The sequence below is a fragment of the Providencia sp. wls1916 genome (genome assembly GCF_009706585.1).
Taxonomy (GTDB): domain Bacteria; phylum Pseudomonadota; class Gammaproteobacteria; order Enterobacterales; family Enterobacteriaceae; genus Providencia; species Providencia lanzhouensis.
The window spans coordinates 188,227-206,379 of the sequence record NZ_WLUL01000020.1 but is presented as its reverse complement, the minus strand read 5'-3'; the positions used below and the strand labels follow the sequence as shown (position 1 = coordinate 206,379).

Here is an 18,153-nt window from a genome sequence, read left to right as displayed (position 1 = left end):
CCAACAACGCTGCGGTTCAAAGTATGACGAGTATTTAGGCTGTCTTGCTTCTATCCATAATACTACTATAATCCGGGCTCTCCAGCGCAATCAACTCATCCAGCAGAGCCGTCAGTTGCTGCATTTTCTCTTGAGAGAAAGCCTGTTCAATCTTTTGATAACCCTCTTCAACTTCCTGACGTGCCTTGTCATACAACTCTTGCCCTGTAGGGGTCAGTGAGACATACAGTTTACGTTGGTCATTCAATGGCTTTAAACGGAAAATAAGCCCTTCGCGTTCCATACGAGTCAAAATCCCCGTTAAGCTTGGACGCAAAATACAGGTTTGCACTGATAATTCATGAAAATCAATAGAGCGATTATCCGCTAACACGCGAATGATACGCCATTGCTGTTCGGTCAAATTATAGGACTTTAATATCGGTCGAAAGAAGCCCATTGCGGTCTCTCGCGCCTGTAATAATGCAATTGTCAATGATTCATGCATAAGCTTAAAACTCACCACGCTATTTAAAGTTATGAAACACCCACTACCGGGGGTTAGTCAGCCTCCGTGCTGGTTACCATTTTTAACGCTGCCATTTTTAACGCGACGGTTTTTAACGTCGCTTTAGGGTTAGCAATAAATCATAGGGTAACTGCAACACACTCAATTATCTTAAATGCAAGAGTAGCATGCAGTACTAACAATCACAAAGAAAAACACCAAAATATTAATGAGTAAATAAATTTTATCAAAAAATCAAAGTTAATATATTGTAAATTTTTAAAAGTTAAAAAAATAATAAACTCATTATATACAGTCAGTTACATGAAGACCCCTTTATTATGTTAATAAGATCACAATTAAAATTAACATTTCCATAAAGCTATTGCTTATTACAAAATAATACTTTATTAATATATTAATAATTACTCAGAATCGATCTCTTTAATAAGGAGTTGTCAATGAAAGGCACTGTTTTTGCCGTTGCCCTCAACCATCAAAGCCAACTTGATCATTGGCTCGAGGCGTTCCAGCAAGCCCCTTATAAAACCCCACCGAAAACACCTGTGTGGTTTATTAAGCCGCGTAATACACGCATTAATTCCGGGGATAACATCCTGCATCCTGCTGGTGAAGAAGTACAAAGCGGTGCAACGCTGGCGCTGGTGATTGGTAAAGATGCACGCAAAGTGACTGCACAAAATGCGTTGGAGTTCATTGCTGGCTTTGCACTGGCGAATGAAGTTAGCCTGCCAGAAGACACCTTCTACCGCCCTGCGATTAAAGCAAAATGCCGTGATACTTTCTGCCCAATCGGCGAGTTAGTGAAAACGTCGTTATCTTCACCTGTTGAGATAGTGACACTGATTAACGGCAAAGAAGCTGACAGATGGTCAACCAAGGATCTCGTTCGTAGCGCAAGCGAATTAGTGGCTGCATTGAGCGACTTCGCAACCCTAAAACAAGGGGACGTGATTTTACTGGGCACTCCTCATCAGCGCGTCACCATCAAACCGGGTGATCAGGTTGAGATCCAAGCAGCTGGCTTCCCAAGCCTCAAGAACAGCGTTGTTGCGGCAGGAGGACAATAATCATGAAACACGCAAAAATTCGTTATCAAGGCACTGAGTATTCCGTCACTGTCGGTGACAACGAAGCTATCAAACTGCCAAATGGCAACGTGATCTCTGGCGATAGCGCAGATGTTGAATGGCTACCACCTGCACAAGGTACTTTATTCGCGTTGGGTCTGAACTATGCCGACCACGCCACTGAATTAGAATTTAAGCCACCAGAAGAGCCTCTGATTTTTATCAAAGCTGAAAACAGCTTAACAGGTCACCGCCAAGTATCCGTTCGCCCAGACAATGTTGAATATATGCACTATGAGTCTGAGCTGGTGGTGATTATTGGCAAAGCGGCTCACAAAGTGTCCCAAGAAGATGCCATGGATTACGTCGCGGGTTACACCGTGTGTAATGACTACGCTATCCGTGACTATTTAGAGAACTACTACCGTCCAAACCTACGCGTAAAAAGCCGCGATACATTGACGCCAATCGGCCCATGGATGGTAGACAAATCAGATATTAAAGATCCACACAACCTCGCACTGTACACCTACGTTAATGGTGAATTGCGTCAAAAAGGCACCACCGCGGATCTGATTTTTAATATCCCATTTTTAATTGCCTACCTGAGTGACTTTATGACACTGCAACCAGGGGACATGATCGCAACGGGCACGCCAAAAGGGCTGTCCGATGTGGTTCCAGGTGATGAAGTGATCGTTGAAGTTGAAGGTGTGGGCAGGCTGATCAATACCATTATCAGCGAAAAAGAGTATGAGGAGCGAGTGTGATGACTAAGATTAACCATTGGATCAACGGCAAAAACGTTGAAAGCAAAGAGTATTTCGAAACCACTAACCCAGCAACGGGTGAAGTATTAGCGGAAGTGGCATCCGGCGGTCAAGACGAAATAAACCAAGCGGTTGCCGCTGCAAAAGAAGCCTTCCCTAAGTGGGCAAACACGCCAATGAAAGAACGCGCACGCTTAATGCGCCGCTTAGGTGAGCTGATCGACGAAAACGTTCCGCAAATTGCTGAGATGGAAACCAACGATACCGGTTTACCTATCCACCAAACTAAAAACGTTCTGATCCCTCGCGCGTCACACAACTTTGAATTCTTTGCTGAAATTTGCCAGCAAATGAATGGTCGCACCTATCCGGTTGACGACAAAATGATGAACTACACCCTGATCCAGCCAGTGGGTGTGTGCGGGTTAATCTCGCCATGGAACGTGCCATTTATGACCGCAACATGGAAAACAGCACCGTGTTTAGCGCTGGGTAATACCGCGGTTCTGAAAATGTCTGAACTGTCTCCGCTATCTGCAAACCGTTTAGGTGAATTAGCCCTTGAAGCGGGTATCCCTGCGGGCGTACTGAACGTGGTGCAAGGTTATGGTGCTACTGCGGGTGACGCTCTGGTAAAACACCATGACGTTCGTGCAGTCTCCTTCACAGGAGGCACCGCAACTGGTCGCGCCATTATGCAAAACGCGGGTCTGAAAAAATACTCAATGGAATTAGGCGGTAAATCTCCGGTTCTGATTTTTGAAGATGCCGACATTGAACGTGCAATGGATGCCGCGCTGTTCACTATTTTCTCTATCAATGGAGAGCGCTGTACCGCGGGTTCACGTATTTTCATCCAAGAAAGCATTTACCCAGAATTTGTGAAACGCTTTGCTGAGCGTGCAAATCGCCTGATCGTCGGCGACCCTACCGATCCAAAAACCCAAGTGGGCGCCCTGATCAGCCAACAGCACTGGAACAAAGTATCTGGTTATATCCGTATTGGTATGGAAGAAGGTGCAACTCTGTTAGCGGGTGGTCCAGACAAACCAACGGATCTGCCAGCTCATCTGAAAAATGGTCATTTCCTACGCCCAACGGTTCTGGCGGATGTGGACAACCGCATGCGTGTGGCTCAAGAAGAGATCTTCGGACCCGTCGCTTGTTTAATTCCATTCAAGACCGAAGAAGATGGTCTGCGTATGGCGAACGATGTTGAGTATGGTCTGGCGTCTTATATTTGGACTCAAGATGTCAGCAAGATCCTGCGTCTTTCTCGCAATATCGAAGCGGGCATGGTGTTTGTTAACACCCAAAACGTCCGTGATTTACGTCAACCATTCGGCGGCGTAAAAGCCTCTGGCGTGGGTCGTGAAGGCGGCGAGTATAGCTTCGAAGTCTTCGCCGAAATGAAGAACGTTTGTATCTCCTACGGCGACCACAACATCCCACGCTGGGGTGTGTAATTTATTGAAATACCATTATTCTTCAATCAATTAAGTAATCTATACGATTTGAATTATATGTAATTTTGAATCAATGATAATTAATTTAGCTACTTATCCTAAATAATTCGTGTTGTAGCTAGGCGGCAAGTGAAGTTATCCCTAGGAGCATACTGAAGTATGTGACTAGGGTGACTTTATGAAGCCAACAACGCTACAGCGCGAAGTATGACGGATAAGCGAAGGGGAAAAGACATGGGTAAGTTGGCACTAACGGCAAAAATAACACACGTCCCATCAATGTACCTATCTGAACTGCCGGGCAAAAACCACGGTTGTCGCCAAGCCGCCATCGATGGGCACAAAGAAATCAGTCGTCGCTGCCGTGAACTCGGCGTCGACACCATTATCGTTTTTGACACTCACTGGCTGGTTAACAGCGCTTATCACATTAACTGCGCCGATCACTTCAAAGGCATCTATACCAGTAATGAATTGCCACACTTTATCCGCGATATGGAATATGAGTATGACGGCAACTCTGTATTGGGTCAGATGATCGGTGAAGAAGCTCGCAAGCTAGGCGTTCGTGCTCAAGCTCATGAAATTCCAAGCCTAACTCTAGAGTACGCGACGCTGGTTCCAATGCGTTATATGAACAGCGATCGCCACTTTAAAGTGATCTCTATCTCCGCATTCTGTACCTCACACAGCTTTGAAACTAGCCGTAAATTAGGCGAAGCCGTACTGACTGCGATTGAAAAATATGACGGTACCGTGGCGGTACTCGCGAGCGGCTCACTGTCTCACCGCTTTATCGATGACCATCGTGCAGAAGACGGCATGAACAGCTATACCCGCGAATTCGATGAGCAAATGGACAAACGCGTCGTCAAACTGTGGCGTGAAGGTCGCTTTGCTGAGTTCTGCAAAATGCTGCCGGAGTACGCGGATTACTGCTATGGCGAAGGTCACATGCATGACACCGTGATGTTACTGGGTCTGCTGGGCTAGGATAAATATGATGAGAAAGTGGAAGTGTTAACTGACCTGTTCGCCAGCTCTGGAACTGGGCAAATCAACGCGATTTTCCCACTACCAAAATTTATCACTGACAAACAAACAGCCAACGCATAAGGAGCAGATATGCCTCATTTTTATGCTGAATGCACCGACAACATTCGTGAAGAAGCAGCCCTACCCGAGCTGTTCGCTAAAGTAAACAGCGCGCTAGCTGGCACTGGAATTTTCCCATTAGGGGGCATTCGTAGCCGCGCAATCTGGTTGGATACTTGGCAAATGGCGGATGGCAAACACGATTACGCGTTTGTGCATATGACCTTAAAAATTGGTGCGGGTCGCTCCCTCGAAGATCGCCAAAAAACTGGGGAAATGCTGTTTGATCTGATCAAAACCCATTTTGCCTCTCTGATGGCAAAACGTTACTTGGCACTCTCTTTCACTATGGAAGAGCTTGACCCTGTTCTGAACTATAAGCAGAACAATGTGCATGCACTGTTTAAATCATAAAAAGCTTAAGTCATAAAAATTTAAATCGTGATTGATGAATATCGATAGGGGGCAATATGCCAATTTCATTTACCAATAGACCGATACCGCGCTGGTTGATCCCGTTACTGGGTTCACTGGTGGCGTTCGGTCCCCTATCGATTGATATGTACTTGCCAGCCTTGCCACAAATGGCGCAAGCACTGAATGCCACCCAAGGACAAATGCAGTACACCCTCGGGGCATTCTTTGCGGGCTTCTGTGTCGGCATGCTGTTTTATGGTCCCCTGAGCGACCTGCTGGGGCGCCGTAAAATGTTGCTCAGTGGGCTGGCGATTTTCACCCTCGCCAGCCTGTTATGCGCGCAAGCCACCAGCTCAGAAGCCTTAATTACCTTTAGAGCATTGCAAGCATTTGGAAGTGGTGCAGCGATAGTGATGGCGCGCGCCATTGCCCGTGATGTGTATCCTTCTAGCGAGCTGCCTAAAGTGTTATCACTGATGACATTAGTCACCATGATAGCCCCATTATTAGCACCATTAGTGGGCGGTTTTTTATTAATTCATTTTGAGTGGCAGGTGATTTTCTATGTTCTCGCGGCCGTGGGGCTGTGCTCTGTTTCAGCGATTTTCTTACTGCTACCTGAAACCTTGCCTCATCAGCGTGAATCCCGCAATTTAGTCGGTGTCGCCTTTCATAATTATCGGTTGGTGCTCACAGACCGAGAAGCACTAAGCATTATTGGCACTATGGCATTCTCTTTTGCCGGTATGTTCGCCTTTATCAGTGGTTCACCGTTTGTGTATATCAACTACTTTGGTGTTTCTGAACAGTATTATGGGCTGCTGTTTGGCTGCAATATTTTGGGCATGATTGCCATGTTGCTGCTGAATGTCCGATTGCTCAAGGTGTATAGCCTGCCACGAATTTTGGGCATGCAAAGCGGTATCCAATTGATTTTTGGTGTTCTGTTGTTAATTTTCTATCAACAAAGCCTACCAATTATTGTTATCCTAGTGGTTCTGTTCCTATCGATGGTTAATGCTATCGGCACCAACAGTTTGTCACTGTTACTGCAACACCGAGGGAAAATCGCAGGCAGCGCCAGTGCGCTCGCCATCTCAATTCAGTTTGCCTTGGCAGCCCTTGCCAGTGTTGCAGTGTCCATACTACAAGATGAATCCCCATTTGCTATGGCACTCGTAATGGCGATTTGTGCCGGACTGAGTTTTTCAAGCCAACGCTTGTCCGCTAAAAATGTCCACGCGCACGTTCATTCAGTGTCTTCGGAGAACAACGAAAAATGAGCTTAAACACCAATTCTAAATTATTCCGCCAGCAGGCTTACATTAATGGTCAATGGGTAAATGCCCAAGACAGTAGCCAGTTTGATGTGACTAACCCGGCAAATGGAGAAGTGATTGCTCGCGTCAGTAATGTGGGTGCAACTGAAACTCAACAAGCCATTGAAGCCGCAGAAAAAGCATTGCCAGCATGGCGTGCCAAAAGCGCGAAAGAACGTAGCCAAATTCTGAACAAATGGTTCCGTTTAATGATGGAAAACCAACAAGAACTTGCGCAGATCCTGAGTACTGAGCAAGGTAAATCCATCAATGAATCCATGGGCGAAATTGCCTACGGAGCCAGCTTTATTGAGTGGTTTGCCGAAGAAGGTAAACGTACTTACGGTGAAACTATCCCATCCCCACTGCCGGGTCGCCGCTTAGTGACCATCAAGCAGCCTGTGGGTGTGGTCGCTGCTATCACCCCTTGGAACTTCCCGAATGCGATGATCACCCGCAAAGTCGGTCCTGCCCTCGCAGCGGGTTGCACCATGGTATTAAAACCTGCGGCTGAAACCCCATTATCGGCGCTGGCATTAGCAGCATTAGGTGAAGAAGCCGGTATTCCTGCTGGCGTATTCAATATCGTTCCAGGTACCGATGCCAAAGCGATTGGTGCGGTCATGACATCTAGCCCGATTGTTCGCAAGCTGACCTTCACCGGTTCTACCCGCGTGGGTAAATTGCTGATGGAACAGTGCGCAGATACCGTGAAAAAAATGTCACTGGAATTAGGCGGTAACGCACCATTTATCGTATTTGACGATGCGGATTTAGACGCTGCGGTTCAAGGGGCTTTAGCCGCTAAATTCCGTAATAGCGGACAAACTTGCGTGTGTGCAAACCGTATTTTAGTGCAAGAAGGTGTTTACGATGAGTTTGCGGCTCGCCTAGCGAAAGCTGTGAGCGCATTAAAAATTGGTCCAGCAACCCAAGCTGATTCTGAGCAAGGCCCGCTTATCAACCAAGCTGCCGTGGATAAAGTGTCTGAGCACATTGCGGATGCCGTTGCTAAAGGTGCGAGCATCGCTGCGGGCGGTAAATCATCCAGCCTTGGTGGTCTGTTCTTCGAACCGACGGTATTAGTCAATGTGACTGAATCCATGAAAGTGGCGAAAGAAGAGACATTTGGTCCATTAGCGCCATTATTTAAATTCCGTGATGAACAAGAAGCTATCGACCTTGCCAACGACACTGAGTTTGGTCTGGCCTCCTATTTTTATTCACGTGATATCGGACGTATCTACCGTGTGGCTGAAGCATTAGAAAGCGGCATGGTGGGTATTAACGAAGGCATTATTTCAAATGAAGTGGCTCCGTTTGGTGGTATTAAGCAGTCAGGACTTGGTCGTGAAGGCTCCCGTTACGGAATCGAAGATTATCTGGAAGTGAAATATCTCTGCTTTGGTGGTCTTTCTAATTAGAAAGAAACATTAGCTGGCGGTCTTCGCTTTTAAAATCTTAGCTCTAAATAATTCAAGTTAGAACAAAACAGTAAATGAGACTAATCCCCTAGGAGCATACCGTGTGACTAGGGGATAGGCGCAAGCCTATCGTGAAGCTAACGTAGTTATAGCTCGAAGTATGACGAGCTGAGGTGCAAAAGGAAAAATAAGATGTTGCAACAAGATACCATTTCAACAATCGCTCAACGCCTAAACCAAGCGGAAAAAAGCCGCCAGCAAATCCGTCAAATCTCACTGGATCATCCCGAAATGACCATTGAAGATGCCTATGCCATTCAAAAAGAGTGGGTTGGCTTAAAACTGGCGGAAGGGCGCGTATTAAAAGGGCATAAAATCGGTCTGACATCCAAAGCGATGCAAGCCAGTTCCCAGATTGATGAGCCTGATTATGGCGCACTGCTCGATGATATGTTCTTTGATGATGGCTGTGATATTCCAACGGATCGCTTTATCGTTCCGCGTATCGAAGTTGAACTGGCATTCGTGTTAGCAAAACCGCTGCGCGGCCCTAACTGCACCTTATTTGATGTGTATAACGCCACGGACTATGTGATCCCCGCTTTAGAGCTGATCGACGCCCGTTGCCACAATATCGATCCTGACACTAACCGCCCACGTAAAGTGTTCGACACCATTTCAGATAACGCGGCAAACGGCGCGGTGATCTTAGGTGGACGTCCGATTAAACCTCGTGATTTAGACATGCGTTGGATCAGCGCCCTGCTTTATCGTAATGGCGTGATCGAAGAATCTGGCGTTGCAGCGGCGGTTCTCAACCACCCTGCCAATGGCGTGGCATGGTTAGCCAATAAATTAGCCCCACACAATGTGGAGTTACAGCCGGGACAAATTATCCTTGGCGGTTCATTCACTCGCCCAGTTCCTGCTCGTAAAGGGGATGTTTTCCACGTTGACTACGGCGTGATGGGCTCAATTAGCTGCCGCTTTGCATAAGGAGTTCACTGTGGATCTGTTAGAAAATAAATTCAAAAAAGCCCTGAAAACAGGCAAACCACAAATTGGTTTATGGCTAGGATTGTGCAGCCCATACAGTGCTGAGCTGGTTGCTGGTGCTGGATTTGATTGGCTGTTGATCGATGGTGAACATGCACCAAACAATGTGCAAACGACCTTAGCGCAATTACAAGCAATCGCCCCTTATCCATCACAACCGGTAGTTCGTCCGGCGTGGAATGAGCCAGTGATTATCAAGCAATTGCTGGATATCGGTGCACAAACGCTGTTACTGCCGATGGTGCAAAATGCAGAACAAGCAGAGCAAGCGGTACGCTCAACTCGTTATCCACCCGCGGGAATTCGTGGGGTGGGCAGCGCCTTAGCGCGCGCCTCTCGCTGGAACCGTATTCCCGATTATTTAAAACGCGCTAACGATGAAATGTGCGTGATTGTCCAAGTGGAAACCCGCGAAGCTATCAAAAATCTGCCTGAGATCCTCAACGTTGAAGGGGTTGATGGTGTCTTTATCGGTCCTGCGGATCTGAGTGCGGATATGGGCTTTTCTGGCAATCCAAACCATCCTGAAGTGAAAGCGGTGATTGAAGATGCCATTAAGCAAATTCGTGCGGCAGGTTTAGCGCCAGGAATTTTGATGGCGGCACCGGATATCGCAGAACACTATATTAAGCTCGGCGCCTTGTTTGTCGCCGTTGGCGTGGATACCACATTACTAGCGCGCACCGCTGAAGCCCTTGCCGCAAAATTCGGTAAAACGGTTTCCGATATGGATAACAGCGCATCTAGCGTGTACTAAAGCAATCTGAACTCCTCTAGGTCGCTCAATTTTACCCTACGCTCATGAGCGACCTAGATAGTAAGCAATAAAATCGCAACCACAACAAGGCAGCCCAAATGACTGCCTAGTAGACCCTTGTACCTATAATAAATTGTAATTAGAGGGCATTATAATGAGTCATTCACAGAATGTTGCTAGCACCAACCCTGCAGAGCAACATAAGAACCTTACCGAACCGCAACAGCGGGTGATTAATAAGCTTTTTAAACGACTGATCGTATTTCTGTTTGTTCTGTTTGTTTTCTCGTTCTTAGACCGAATTAATATCGGCTTTGCGGGGCTAACAATGGGGAAAGACATTGGTCTAACGTCCACCATGTTTGGTCTGGCAGCGACGCTGTTTTACGCCACCTACATTATTTTTGGTATTCCAAGTAACATCATGCTTGGCATTGTCGGCGCACGTCGCTGGATTGCCACTATCATGGTGCTATGGGGTATTGCCTCCACTGCCACTATGTTCGCGACTGGGCCAACCAGCTTATATATTTTACGCATGCTGGTGGGTATTGCTGAAGCAGGCTTCTTACCGGGAATGTTAGTTTACTTAACTTACTGGTTCCCCGCTTATTTCCGCGCACGTGCTAACGCTCTGTTTATGATTGCCATGCCAGTTACTATGGCATTTGGTTCACTAGCTTCTGGTTATATTTTAGGGCTAGATGGTGTGTTAAATCTGAAAGGCTGGCAATGGTTGTTCTTACTGGAAGGTTTCCCATCCGTTCTGCTGGGTATTTTAGTGTGGTTCTATCTGGATGATTCTCCGAAGAAAGCGAAATGGCTGACTCAGGAAGATAAAGACACCCTGCAAGAGATGATGGATAAAGACCAGTTAGAGCTTGTGCAGCCACACGGCTCAAAAAGCCAGACTGCGCTGCAAAATAGCAGCTTGTGGAAAGAGATTTTCACCCCGGTGATCTTAATGTATACCGTGGCTTATTTCTGTCTAACTAACACGTTGAGCGCCATTAATATTTGGACGCCACAAATTATGCAGAGTTTTAATCAGGGCAGTAGTAATGCCATGATTGGGCTATTAACTGCGATCCCTCAATTCTGTACGATTTTGGGGATGATTTATTGGAGTCGCCGCTCAGATCGCTTGCAAGAGCGTAAGATGCACACTGCGTTACCGTATTTGTTTGCGGCGGCAGGTTGGATCATCGCAGCGATGACTCATCAGCCGATACTCCAATTATTGGGGATCATTATGGCGTCCACCGGTTCGTTTACTGCTATGGCCGTTTTCTGGACCACGCCAGATCAGTCGATCAGTTTACGCGCTCGCGCAATCGGTATTGCCGTAATCAACGCAACAGGTAATATAGGTTCCGCGGTCAGCCCACTATTAATCGGTTGGCTAAAAGATCAAACGGGTAGCTTCAATTCTGGTCTCTATTTTGTTGCCGGTTTGCTGGTGGTCGGCGCCCTTCTGGTCATCGCCATCCCAATGAAAAACTCAAGACCAAGAGCCACACCGTAAGCGGTAGAATTATATAGTTTTGTTAGCTAAAAATGAGTGCTGCAACAGATCGGAAAAATTGAATTTATTTAATCCCCCTTAAATATTGTTCAAAATAATTCGAGTTGCAGTTAACTATGCTACAGGCAGAATTCTCAGTGGCTGCCTAATGTTCACAAATCTGTAGGTTAAAGGGGAGTAATTCCCCAAAATAATTCGAGTTGCAGCTAGGCGGCGAATGAGTTAATCCCTGGGAGCATACTTGAGTATGTGACTAGGGTTGACTCATGAAGCCAACAACGCTGCGGCTTGAAGAATGAAGGGGAAAGAATTGATCAATAACATAGATATTGGGAAGGACTACGATGACGTCCTGGGTAATGACGACGTCCACTACCAAACCTTCGGCAAACTCGCCGCCTTCTTCGGTCGCGACATGCCCGCGCATCGTCACGATGGCTATTTCCAATTACACTATTTAGTCACTGGGCATATTACTCTCCAGCTGGATGAGTCTCGTTATTCTGTGCAGGCACCGCTATTTATTTTGACGCCCCCTTCTGTCGCCCATGCGTTTTTTACTCAAGAAGACACTGACGGGCATGTATTAACCGTGCGGCAAGATTTAATTTCGCCGCTGTTGGAGTCTCTTTATTCAGCCAATCTGGATAGAGTCGATATTCCCGCGATTTGTTTATCTGTCGCGGATAAACCCCAAGACATTGAAACTTTTAATCATTATTGGGATTTAATGGCGCGGGAATCTGCGAATAACTATATTGGTCGAGACCAAGTGCTATCTTCGCTTGCCCAAGCCTTATTTACCTTTTTACTGCGCTCTGTCCCCCTTGACGAGCATCATGTTAGTGGCGTTCGTGGTGAACATCGATTATTCCAACGTTTTAATCAGCTTATCGATATGCATTATCGTGAGCATCTCTCTGTCCCTGACTATGCGGATAAGCTCGGCGTCACCGAATCTCGCTTAAAAGATATGTGCCGGCGATTTGCCAACCGCCCACCTAAAAAGCTTATTTTCGACAGGATTTTGCGGGAAGCCAAACGCATGCTGCTATTTTGCGATAGCCCCGTTTCTGAAATTGCTTATCAACTTGGATTTAAAGATCCAGCCTATTTTGCCCGCTTTTTTAATCGCTCTGAAGGTACCTCTCCGAGCCAATGGCGTGAACAAAATATCCACTAGATCGCGGATATCAAAATTTTAGCATCCCCCTTTAAATTATTTTACATAATGCAAACATTTTTGATGTCTTGCATTTTTATTTTTAAAGTTACAACTGGTACTATTAGAAGCAAACAAAAAGTGAATACACAGCTCAAAAAACAATCAAACAAAATGATATCAAATAAAATCCATTAAGTTTTTAACAAAGTATAATTCAATGATAAATAAGGACTTATATATTGAAATTGAAATAGCATTAATATTAAAATATCGATAAGATCACATTTCTTTCATAAAACCATCTTACCAACGAAAAGTACCAGCATTCCTTTGGAAAATCTCTTTTAAAACCCCACAGAAAACGATTCAATTAGTAAACACAAAACAAACATAAAATTAACATTATTCAAGCTTGCAACCTTTGTACGCCGACAACCCGCAAGCCCTCTTTGTTCTAAAACGAGGTAGACATGAAACCAGAAGATTTTCGTTCCGATGCTAAGCGCCCATTTAATAGCCAAGAATATCTAAAAAGTTTACAAGATGGTCGCGAGATTTATATCTATGGTGAGCGTGTTAAAGATGTCACCACGCACCCTGCTTTTCGTAACTCAGCAGCTTCTATAGGACAGTTATATGATGCGCTTCATGATAAATCGACTCATGACCAGCTTTGCTGGGGCACAGATACAGGCAACGGCGGGTATACACACAAATTCTTCCGCTTCGCAAAAAGTGCAGATGACCTACGCCAACAACGCGACGCCATCGCAGATTGGTCACGCCAAAGCTACGGATGGATGGGACGCACTCCAGACTATAAGGCGGCATTCGCCAGCTGTTTAGGCGCTAACCCAGAATATTACGGCCAGTTTGCCGATAACGCACGCAACTGGTACAAACGTATTCAAGAGAGCGGTTTATACTTTAACCATGCAATTGTTAACCCACCTATTGATCGCCATAAGCCCGCTGATGAAGTTAAAGATGTTTATATAAAGCTAGAAAAAGAAACTGATGCAGGTATTATCGTCAGCGGTGCAAAAGTTGTTGCAACCAACTCTGCGTTAACACACTACAACTTTATCGGTTTTGGTTCTGCACAAGTCATGGGTGATAACCCTGATTTTGCGCTGATGTTTGTTGCGCCAATGGATGCGGACGGTGTGAAATTAATTTCCCGTGCATCTTACGAGTTAGTTGCTGGTGCAACAGGAGCTCCGTTTGATTATCCGTTATCAAGCCGTTTTGATGAGAATGATGCCATTCTGGTCATGGATCATGTGTTAATTCCATGGGAAAACGTGCTGATTTATCGTGATTTCGACCGTGCTCGTAACTGGGCGGTACAAGGTGGCTTTGCTCGCCTGTTCCCATTACAAGCTTGTGTACGTTTAGCCGTCAAACTGGACTTCATCACAGGTCTTCTGCAAAAGAGCCTTGAATGTACGGGTGTTATTGATTTCCGTGGTGTTCAAGCGGATCTCGGTGAAGTGGTCGCTTGGCGTAACCTGTTCTGGTCACTGACTGATGCTATGTGTTCAGAAGCAAAAGCTTGGGAAGGCGGTGCGTTCCTGCCAGATACTCAAGCCATCCAAACGTATCGTGTTATGGCACCAATGGCCTACACCAAAATCAAAAATATCATCGAAAGTAACGTAACAAGTGGTTTGATCTATCTGCCATCAAGCGTTCGTGATATGAATAACCCAGAGATTGACAAATATCTGGCAAAATATGTTCGCGGTTCAAATGGGATGGATCACGTTGAACGTATTAAAATTTTAAAATTAATGTGGGATGCTATCGGCAGTGAATTCGGTGGTCGTCACGAGCTGTATGAAATTAACTACGCGGGAAGCCAAGACGAAATTCGTCTGCAATGTCTGCGTCATGCATACGGTTCTGGCAATATGAAAGCCATGACTGACATGGTTGACCGCTGCCTGTCTGACTATGATCAGCACGGCTGGAAGCGCCCTCACCTGCACAACAACAACGATATTAATCTGTTAGATTCGCTGCTGAAGTAATCGGCAGCAGGAGGTCAAAATGTCTTTAGAAAATGAACATCGCTTACGTTTCAGAGATGCGATGGCAAGTCTCGGTGCCGCTGTTAACATCGTCACCACGGATGGTCCAGAAGGCCGTTGCGGTATTACTGCCACTGCGGTTTGTTCTGTGACTGATACGCCACCGACTTTGATGGTATGTGTTAACCGCAACAGCTCTATGAATGCGGTTTTTCAAAAGAATGGCCGCCTATGCGTTAACGTTCTCAACCATGATCAAGAAGATTTAGCTTGTCACTTTGCGGGCATGAAAGGCTCGACAATGGATGAGCGCTTTGGATGGGATATGTGGGATAAAGGTATTTTAGAACAACCATTGTTAAGAAATGCCCTTGCTAATCTTGAAGGTGAAATTACCCAAGTACAAGATATTGGCACTCACTCTGTCTATATGGTTGAGATGAAAAAGATTGTTGTTAGCGATGATGGACATGGCTTGGTCTATTTTAAACGTAAATTCCATCCCGTTTTGCATAAAATCTTAGAGCATACAGCCTAATTTAACCTCCATTTTATTACGCTATTCTAAGCCCCTAAATACATCATTTAGGGGCTTTTTTATTATATCTATCGAATGTAACTTTCTTAAATCAAATCCATTATCAGGCAATTTCTGTCTAATTGACACCGACCAAATTAGAGGTATACACTGGAAAAATACTTATTTGACATCCTAATAAATAAAATAAAACAAAATATGAAATATCTTATAAATAATATTATTTATGACAGCCATCAGGGGTTGTTATATCGCGATAATATCGGCGATGCAATTAAACTAACTACCACACTAAACCGCTTATTATTGGTGTTAGTGCAAAATAATGGTGAGATTTTAGATCGTGAAACATTATTAAGCCGAGTGTGGGATGAACATAACCAAGTTGCATCCGATAATAACCTTAACAGTAGCATTTCTGTTTTACGCCGTCATTTGTCCTCATTTTGTGAGGATGAAATAATTACGACTATACCTAAAGTGGGTATCAAGCTTAATGCGCAATTGCAGTTACTATCATCAGAATTAAATCATGATGTCCAGCAAAAAGAACCTCAAGAAATATTACTTAATGAACCACATAAAGCAGCCGTTATAGAAGAAACACCAAAAGAAAAAGCGCAAACAGTAAAGAAAAAAAGTTACATTCTCAATAACCGTTTTATTGAGCTAGCCTTAGTTGTGATTATTATTTTTTGCTTACTTTATCTTTTTAAAAGCTATTTTTTTGCTACGCGAACAGAATATCCTGAGGTGGGTCGCATTGATCAGTGCAGCATACGCTATATTAATAGTTACCATAAACCCGATACGACGACGATTAGTTTTACTGATTTACAAAATCAGTTAACACGGTTAAACATTGATTGCAAAAAACCGGCTACATTATTTTATTACAATGTTGGAATCGTCACGAATGATAAAAACCTCTATGATAACTTTTTATTTTTATCTTATTGTCCTAACACCCCCAAAGATAGTACAACAGTGAGTTGTGAGAATTTTTATGTCAAATAAGAAATCTATCAGGGCTTTTTGGCTACTGATTATTTCAACCATCTTAGTCTTCATTAGTAGCTATGTTTATTATAAAAACAACACGGCCATTGTTCCGAGTTGCAGAGCAACACTGAAAATTGATATTTCAGATAGCCGTTCAGACTTAAAAGGCTATTACCTACTTAGTATTATTCCAAATGAGCATGACCCTGAGCATCATACCTTTGTGATGAATGGAACCATTAGCAACGATGGTAAAAGTTATGTTATCGCTCGCAAATTTTATATGAAATATGTCTACCAAGGCGGGCATTTTTTCTCACAAGTCGAACGAGTTGTTATTGATCCTAATGACCAAGCTCAAAATAAAATAAAAATACGGGGTATTCCGCAAGAAGGGCAAATTTATTTTGTAAACATAAAGCGTTTGAGTGAAAAAAACTATATTTTTGAAGAGAACTTCTCCCCTCTTTTTATTTGCACAATTTAATTTAAATCAGCAAACATTTCATCATGACAAATATAGAGCATCGAATTATGACATTTGATGCTCTATTTTTTTAATTTTTAAAAATTACTTATTAATTTACCTTAAAGCAAAAGTGATTAAAAATCCCATACATTACCACAGTGAAATAAAAACATTAAAACTCACGTTAAAAATATTAATACCAGAATTAAATATTTTACTTCATTAAAATACCAATACTTTATTTCAAAAAACTCTCCTGATGGATAAACTTGTTTTCGTCGAAATGACTTACACAAAAAGCCAATGCATGGATGCACTAGGCAATTTGCATTCACTTTAGGGACTAAAAATTACTTATCTTTAAGGATCTATCACATGAAATTAAATAAATTATCTGTTGCTGTTTTATTTGCAGCTTCTACTCTGTCTGCATCTGTTTTAGCTAGCGGCAACACGGGTGAATTACATTTTAGCGGTCAAGTTGTTAACTCCCCATGTAATATCGAATCTGAAAGCACTAAACAAGAAGTTCCATTTGGTCAACTGTCACGTGCTTCTTTAGAAGCAGGTAATGCAGCAGAGAAAGATATCTCTATTAAATTAAAAGAATGTAACTTCGACGAATTCAGTAAGGATACTGAAGGTAAATGGGTTGCAGTTAAAGATATCAAAATCACTTTCGGTGGTAAAAACTACGTTGGTACTAATAAAGAGTTCTTAGGCGTGACTGGTACCGCTAATAACGTTGGTATTCAAATTAAAGATTTTAAATTTGATGAAGCTAAATCTGTACTGAACCAAATTCGTAACAGACAAGGTGAAAACGTTCTGGAATTTACTGCATTAGCAAAACGTGTTGATGCTTCTACTCCAGTAACTGAAGGTGAATTCAACTCTATCGCTGACTTCAAAATCACTTACGAATAATTTTTATGGGAGGGGAAACCCTCCCAATAAAAAGGTTCATTATGCGAAATTTATCTTTCTTATGGCCAACACTATTATTAGCTCCTTTTATTTCTAATGCAGAATATACAGTTGACGGCGGAATTCGTGGTGAAACTGTTATGCGCGGATATATTGTTGCTGCGCCCTGCTCAATAGAAACAGACAGCCAATATCAATATATTAATTATGACCTTGTTTCTAAAAGTGACATCAATACAGAAGAAGCAAAAAATAATAATAGAAAAACATTTAACATTAAATTAAACAACTGCATTAGTGAATATGACAAAGATAATAGCAAAGGCATAAAAATTAAATTCTTTGCCAATAGTGACATCTACAACAATGCAATCAAACTGTCAGGTCCTACGGATGGTGTCGTTGTCTATATTTATGACACCAATAACAATTTAGTCACTCCGAATAAATCGTATTCTATTTCAAATAGCGCTATTTACTTTGATAGAAAAACAAAAGTCAGTTTTTTGAAATATGAAACAGAAATTGACACCATTAATAATGAGATTGAACCCGGAAATTACTTTGCCACGATTAAATTCAATGTAAGTTACGACTAATAAATATTTTAAA

17 protein-coding genes and 1 pseudogene are annotated in these 18,153 nt (G+C 43.6%); 17 read left to right on the top strand and 1 reads right to left on the bottom strand.

The features are described from left to right. Positions 1-34: 34 nt before the first annotated feature. Positions 35-487 (bottom strand): homoprotocatechuate degradation operon regulator HpaR, encoded by a 453-nt coding sequence (gene hpaR / locus GKR61_RS14135; protein ID WP_036954025.1) that lies wholly within the window; start codon positions 485-487, stop codon positions 35-37. Between the two features lie 461 nt (positions 488-948). On the opposite strand from hpaR, the gene GKR61_RS14130 reads away from it, so the two are divergent. The 17 genes and pseudogenes from GKR61_RS14130 to GKR61_RS14050 all read left to right on the top strand — a co-directional run bounded on the left by GKR61_RS14130 (position 949) and on the right by GKR61_RS14050 (position 18,140). Beyond that, positions 949-1,578, top strand: a complete 630-nt coding sequence (locus GKR61_RS14130) for a fumarylacetoacetate hydrolase family protein (protein ID WP_036954023.1) — start codon at positions 949-951, stop codon at positions 1,576-1,578. A 2-nt stretch (positions 1,579-1,580) separates the two neighbouring features. Next, complete coding sequence (locus GKR61_RS14125) at positions 1,581-2,348, top strand: fumarylacetoacetate hydrolase family protein (RefSeq protein WP_108479481.1); 768 nt, start codon at positions 1,581-1,583, stop codon at positions 2,346-2,348. Beyond that, the gene (gene hpaE / locus GKR61_RS14120; RefSeq protein ID WP_006657319.1) at positions 2,348-3,814 is read left to right on the top strand and encodes a 5-carboxymethyl-2-hydroxymuconate semialdehyde dehydrogenase; all 1,467 of its coding nucleotides are present in this window, start codon (positions 2,348-2,350) and stop codon (positions 3,812-3,814) included. Before GKR61_RS14125 ends, hpaE begins: the two co-directional genes overlap by 1 nt. 234 nt (positions 3,815-4,048) lie before the next feature. Further along, positions 4,049-4,930 (top strand): annotated as a pseudogene (gene hpaD / locus GKR61_RS14115) (3,4-dihydroxyphenylacetate 2,3-dioxygenase). Positions 4,931-4,939: 9 nt separating this feature from the next. Continuing rightward, entirely contained in the window at positions 4,940-5,323 is a 384-nt protein-coding gene (locus GKR61_RS14110) for a 5-carboxymethyl-2-hydroxymuconate Delta-isomerase (RefSeq protein WP_036954018.1), read from the top strand. A gap of 56 nt (positions 5,324-5,379) precedes the next feature. Next, positions 5,380-6,609: a Bcr/CflA family multidrug efflux MFS transporter gene (locus GKR61_RS14105; RefSeq protein WP_187128789.1), complete on the top strand. Its 1,230-nt coding sequence runs from the start codon at positions 5,380-5,382 to the stop codon at positions 6,607-6,609. Further along, the gene (locus tag GKR61_RS14100) at positions 6,606-8,069 is read left to right on the top strand and encodes an NAD-dependent succinate-semialdehyde dehydrogenase (protein WP_036954015.1); all 1,464 of its coding nucleotides are present in this window, start codon (positions 6,606-6,608) and stop codon (positions 8,067-8,069) included. The genes GKR61_RS14105 and GKR61_RS14100 overlap by 4 nt, the downstream gene beginning before the upstream one ends. A 192-nt stretch (positions 8,070-8,261) precedes the next feature. Continuing rightward, positions 8,262-9,065, top strand: coding sequence for a 2-oxo-hept-4-ene-1,7-dioate hydratase (hpaH, locus tag GKR61_RS14095; RefSeq protein WP_036954012.1), 804 nt, complete (start codon positions 8,262-8,264; stop codon positions 9,063-9,065). Positions 9,066-9,075: 10 nt separating this feature from the next. Beyond that, complete coding sequence (gene hpaI / locus GKR61_RS14090; protein WP_272537390.1) at positions 9,076-9,882, top strand: 4-hydroxy-2-oxoheptanedioate aldolase; 807 nt, start codon at positions 9,076-9,078, stop codon at positions 9,880-9,882. A 154-nt stretch (positions 9,883-10,036) separates the two neighbouring features. After that, a complete protein-coding gene (hpaX, locus tag GKR61_RS14085; RefSeq protein ID WP_036954007.1) occupies positions 10,037-11,407 on the top strand; it encodes a 4-hydroxyphenylacetate permease in 1,371 nt (456 codons plus the stop codon). A 295-nt stretch (positions 11,408-11,702) separates the two neighbouring features. Further along, the gene (gene hpaA / locus GKR61_RS14080) at positions 11,703-12,590 is read left to right on the top strand and encodes a 4-hydroxyphenylacetate catabolism regulatory protein HpaA (protein ID WP_154600412.1); all 888 of its coding nucleotides are present in this window, start codon (positions 11,703-11,705) and stop codon (positions 12,588-12,590) included. Between the two features lie 452 nt (positions 12,591-13,042). Beyond that, entirely contained in the window at positions 13,043-14,605 is a 1,563-nt protein-coding gene (gene hpaB / locus GKR61_RS14075; protein WP_108479482.1) for a 4-hydroxyphenylacetate 3-monooxygenase, oxygenase component, read from the top strand. 19 nt (positions 14,606-14,624) lie between these two features. Then, positions 14,625-15,143 carry a 4-hydroxyphenylacetate 3-monooxygenase, reductase component gene (gene hpaC, locus GKR61_RS14070; protein ID WP_036953999.1) on the top strand — a complete coding sequence of 173 codons (519 nt, stop codon included), beginning with the start codon at positions 14,625-14,627 and terminating at the stop codon, positions 15,141-15,143. A gap of 198 nt (positions 15,144-15,341) precedes the next feature. After that, the gene (locus tag GKR61_RS14065) at positions 15,342-16,160 is read left to right on the top strand and encodes a winged helix-turn-helix domain-containing protein (protein WP_036953996.1); all 819 of its coding nucleotides are present in this window, start codon (positions 15,342-15,344) and stop codon (positions 16,158-16,160) included. Continuing rightward, complete coding sequence (locus GKR61_RS14060) at positions 16,150-16,632, top strand: FidL-like protein (RefSeq protein ID WP_036953993.1); 483 nt, start codon at positions 16,150-16,152, stop codon at positions 16,630-16,632. Before GKR61_RS14065 ends, GKR61_RS14060 begins: the two co-directional genes overlap by 11 nt. A gap of 357 nt (positions 16,633-16,989) precedes the next feature. Then, on the top strand, positions 16,990-17,541 hold the full coding sequence (locus GKR61_RS14055) for a fimbrial protein (RefSeq protein ID WP_036953990.1): 552 nt from the start codon (positions 16,990-16,992) through the stop codon (positions 17,539-17,541). Between the two features lie 41 nt (positions 17,542-17,582). Then, positions 17,583-18,140: a fimbrial protein gene (locus GKR61_RS14050; RefSeq protein ID WP_195848390.1), complete on the top strand. Its 558-nt coding sequence runs from the start codon at positions 17,583-17,585 to the stop codon at positions 18,138-18,140. Positions 18,141-18,153: the final 13 nt, after the last annotated feature.

Bases quoted from the DNA above. Each gene is read 5' to 3' on its own strand.
- hpaR (WP_036954025.1), bottom strand. From the start codon at position 487: ATGCATGAATCATTGACAATTGCATTATTACAGGCGCGAGAGACCGCA.
- GKR61_RS14130 (WP_036954023.1), top strand. From the start codon at position 949: ATGAAAGGCACTGTTTTTGCCGTTGCCCTCAACCATCAAAGCCAACTT.
- GKR61_RS14125 (WP_108479481.1), top strand. From the start codon at position 1,581: ATGAAACACGCAAAAATTCGTTATCAAGGCACTGAGTATTCCGTCACT.
- hpaE (WP_006657319.1), top strand. From the start codon at position 2,348: ATGACTAAGATTAACCATTGGATCAACGGCAAAAACGTTGAAAGCAAA.
- GKR61_RS14110 (WP_036954018.1), top strand. From the start codon at position 4,940: ATGCCTCATTTTTATGCTGAATGCACCGACAACATTCGTGAAGAAGCA.
- GKR61_RS14105 (WP_187128789.1), top strand. From the start codon at position 5,380: ATGCCAATTTCATTTACCAATAGACCGATACCGCGCTGGTTGATCCCG.
- GKR61_RS14100 (WP_036954015.1), top strand. From the start codon at position 6,606: ATGAGCTTAAACACCAATTCTAAATTATTCCGCCAGCAGGCTTACATT.
- hpaH (WP_036954012.1), top strand. From the start codon at position 8,262: ATGTTGCAACAAGATACCATTTCAACAATCGCTCAACGCCTAAACCAA.
- hpaX (WP_036954007.1), top strand. From the start codon at position 10,037: ATGAGTCATTCACAGAATGTTGCTAGCACCAACCCTGCAGAGCAACAT.
- hpaA (WP_154600412.1), top strand. From the start codon at position 11,703: ATGAAGGGGAAAGAATTGATCAATAACATAGATATTGGGAAGGACTAC.
- hpaB (WP_108479482.1), top strand. From the start codon at position 13,043: ATGAAACCAGAAGATTTTCGTTCCGATGCTAAGCGCCCATTTAATAGC.
- hpaC (WP_036953999.1), top strand. From the start codon at position 14,625: ATGTCTTTAGAAAATGAACATCGCTTACGTTTCAGAGATGCGATGGCA.
- GKR61_RS14065 (WP_036953996.1), top strand. From the start codon at position 15,342: ATGAAATATCTTATAAATAATATTATTTATGACAGCCATCAGGGGTTG.
- GKR61_RS14060 (WP_036953993.1), top strand. From the start codon at position 16,150: ATGTCAAATAAGAAATCTATCAGGGCTTTTTGGCTACTGATTATTTCA.
- GKR61_RS14055 (WP_036953990.1), top strand. From the start codon at position 16,990: ATGAAATTAAATAAATTATCTGTTGCTGTTTTATTTGCAGCTTCTACT.
- GKR61_RS14050 (WP_195848390.1), top strand. From the start codon at position 17,583: ATGCGAAATTTATCTTTCTTATGGCCAACACTATTATTAGCTCCTTTT.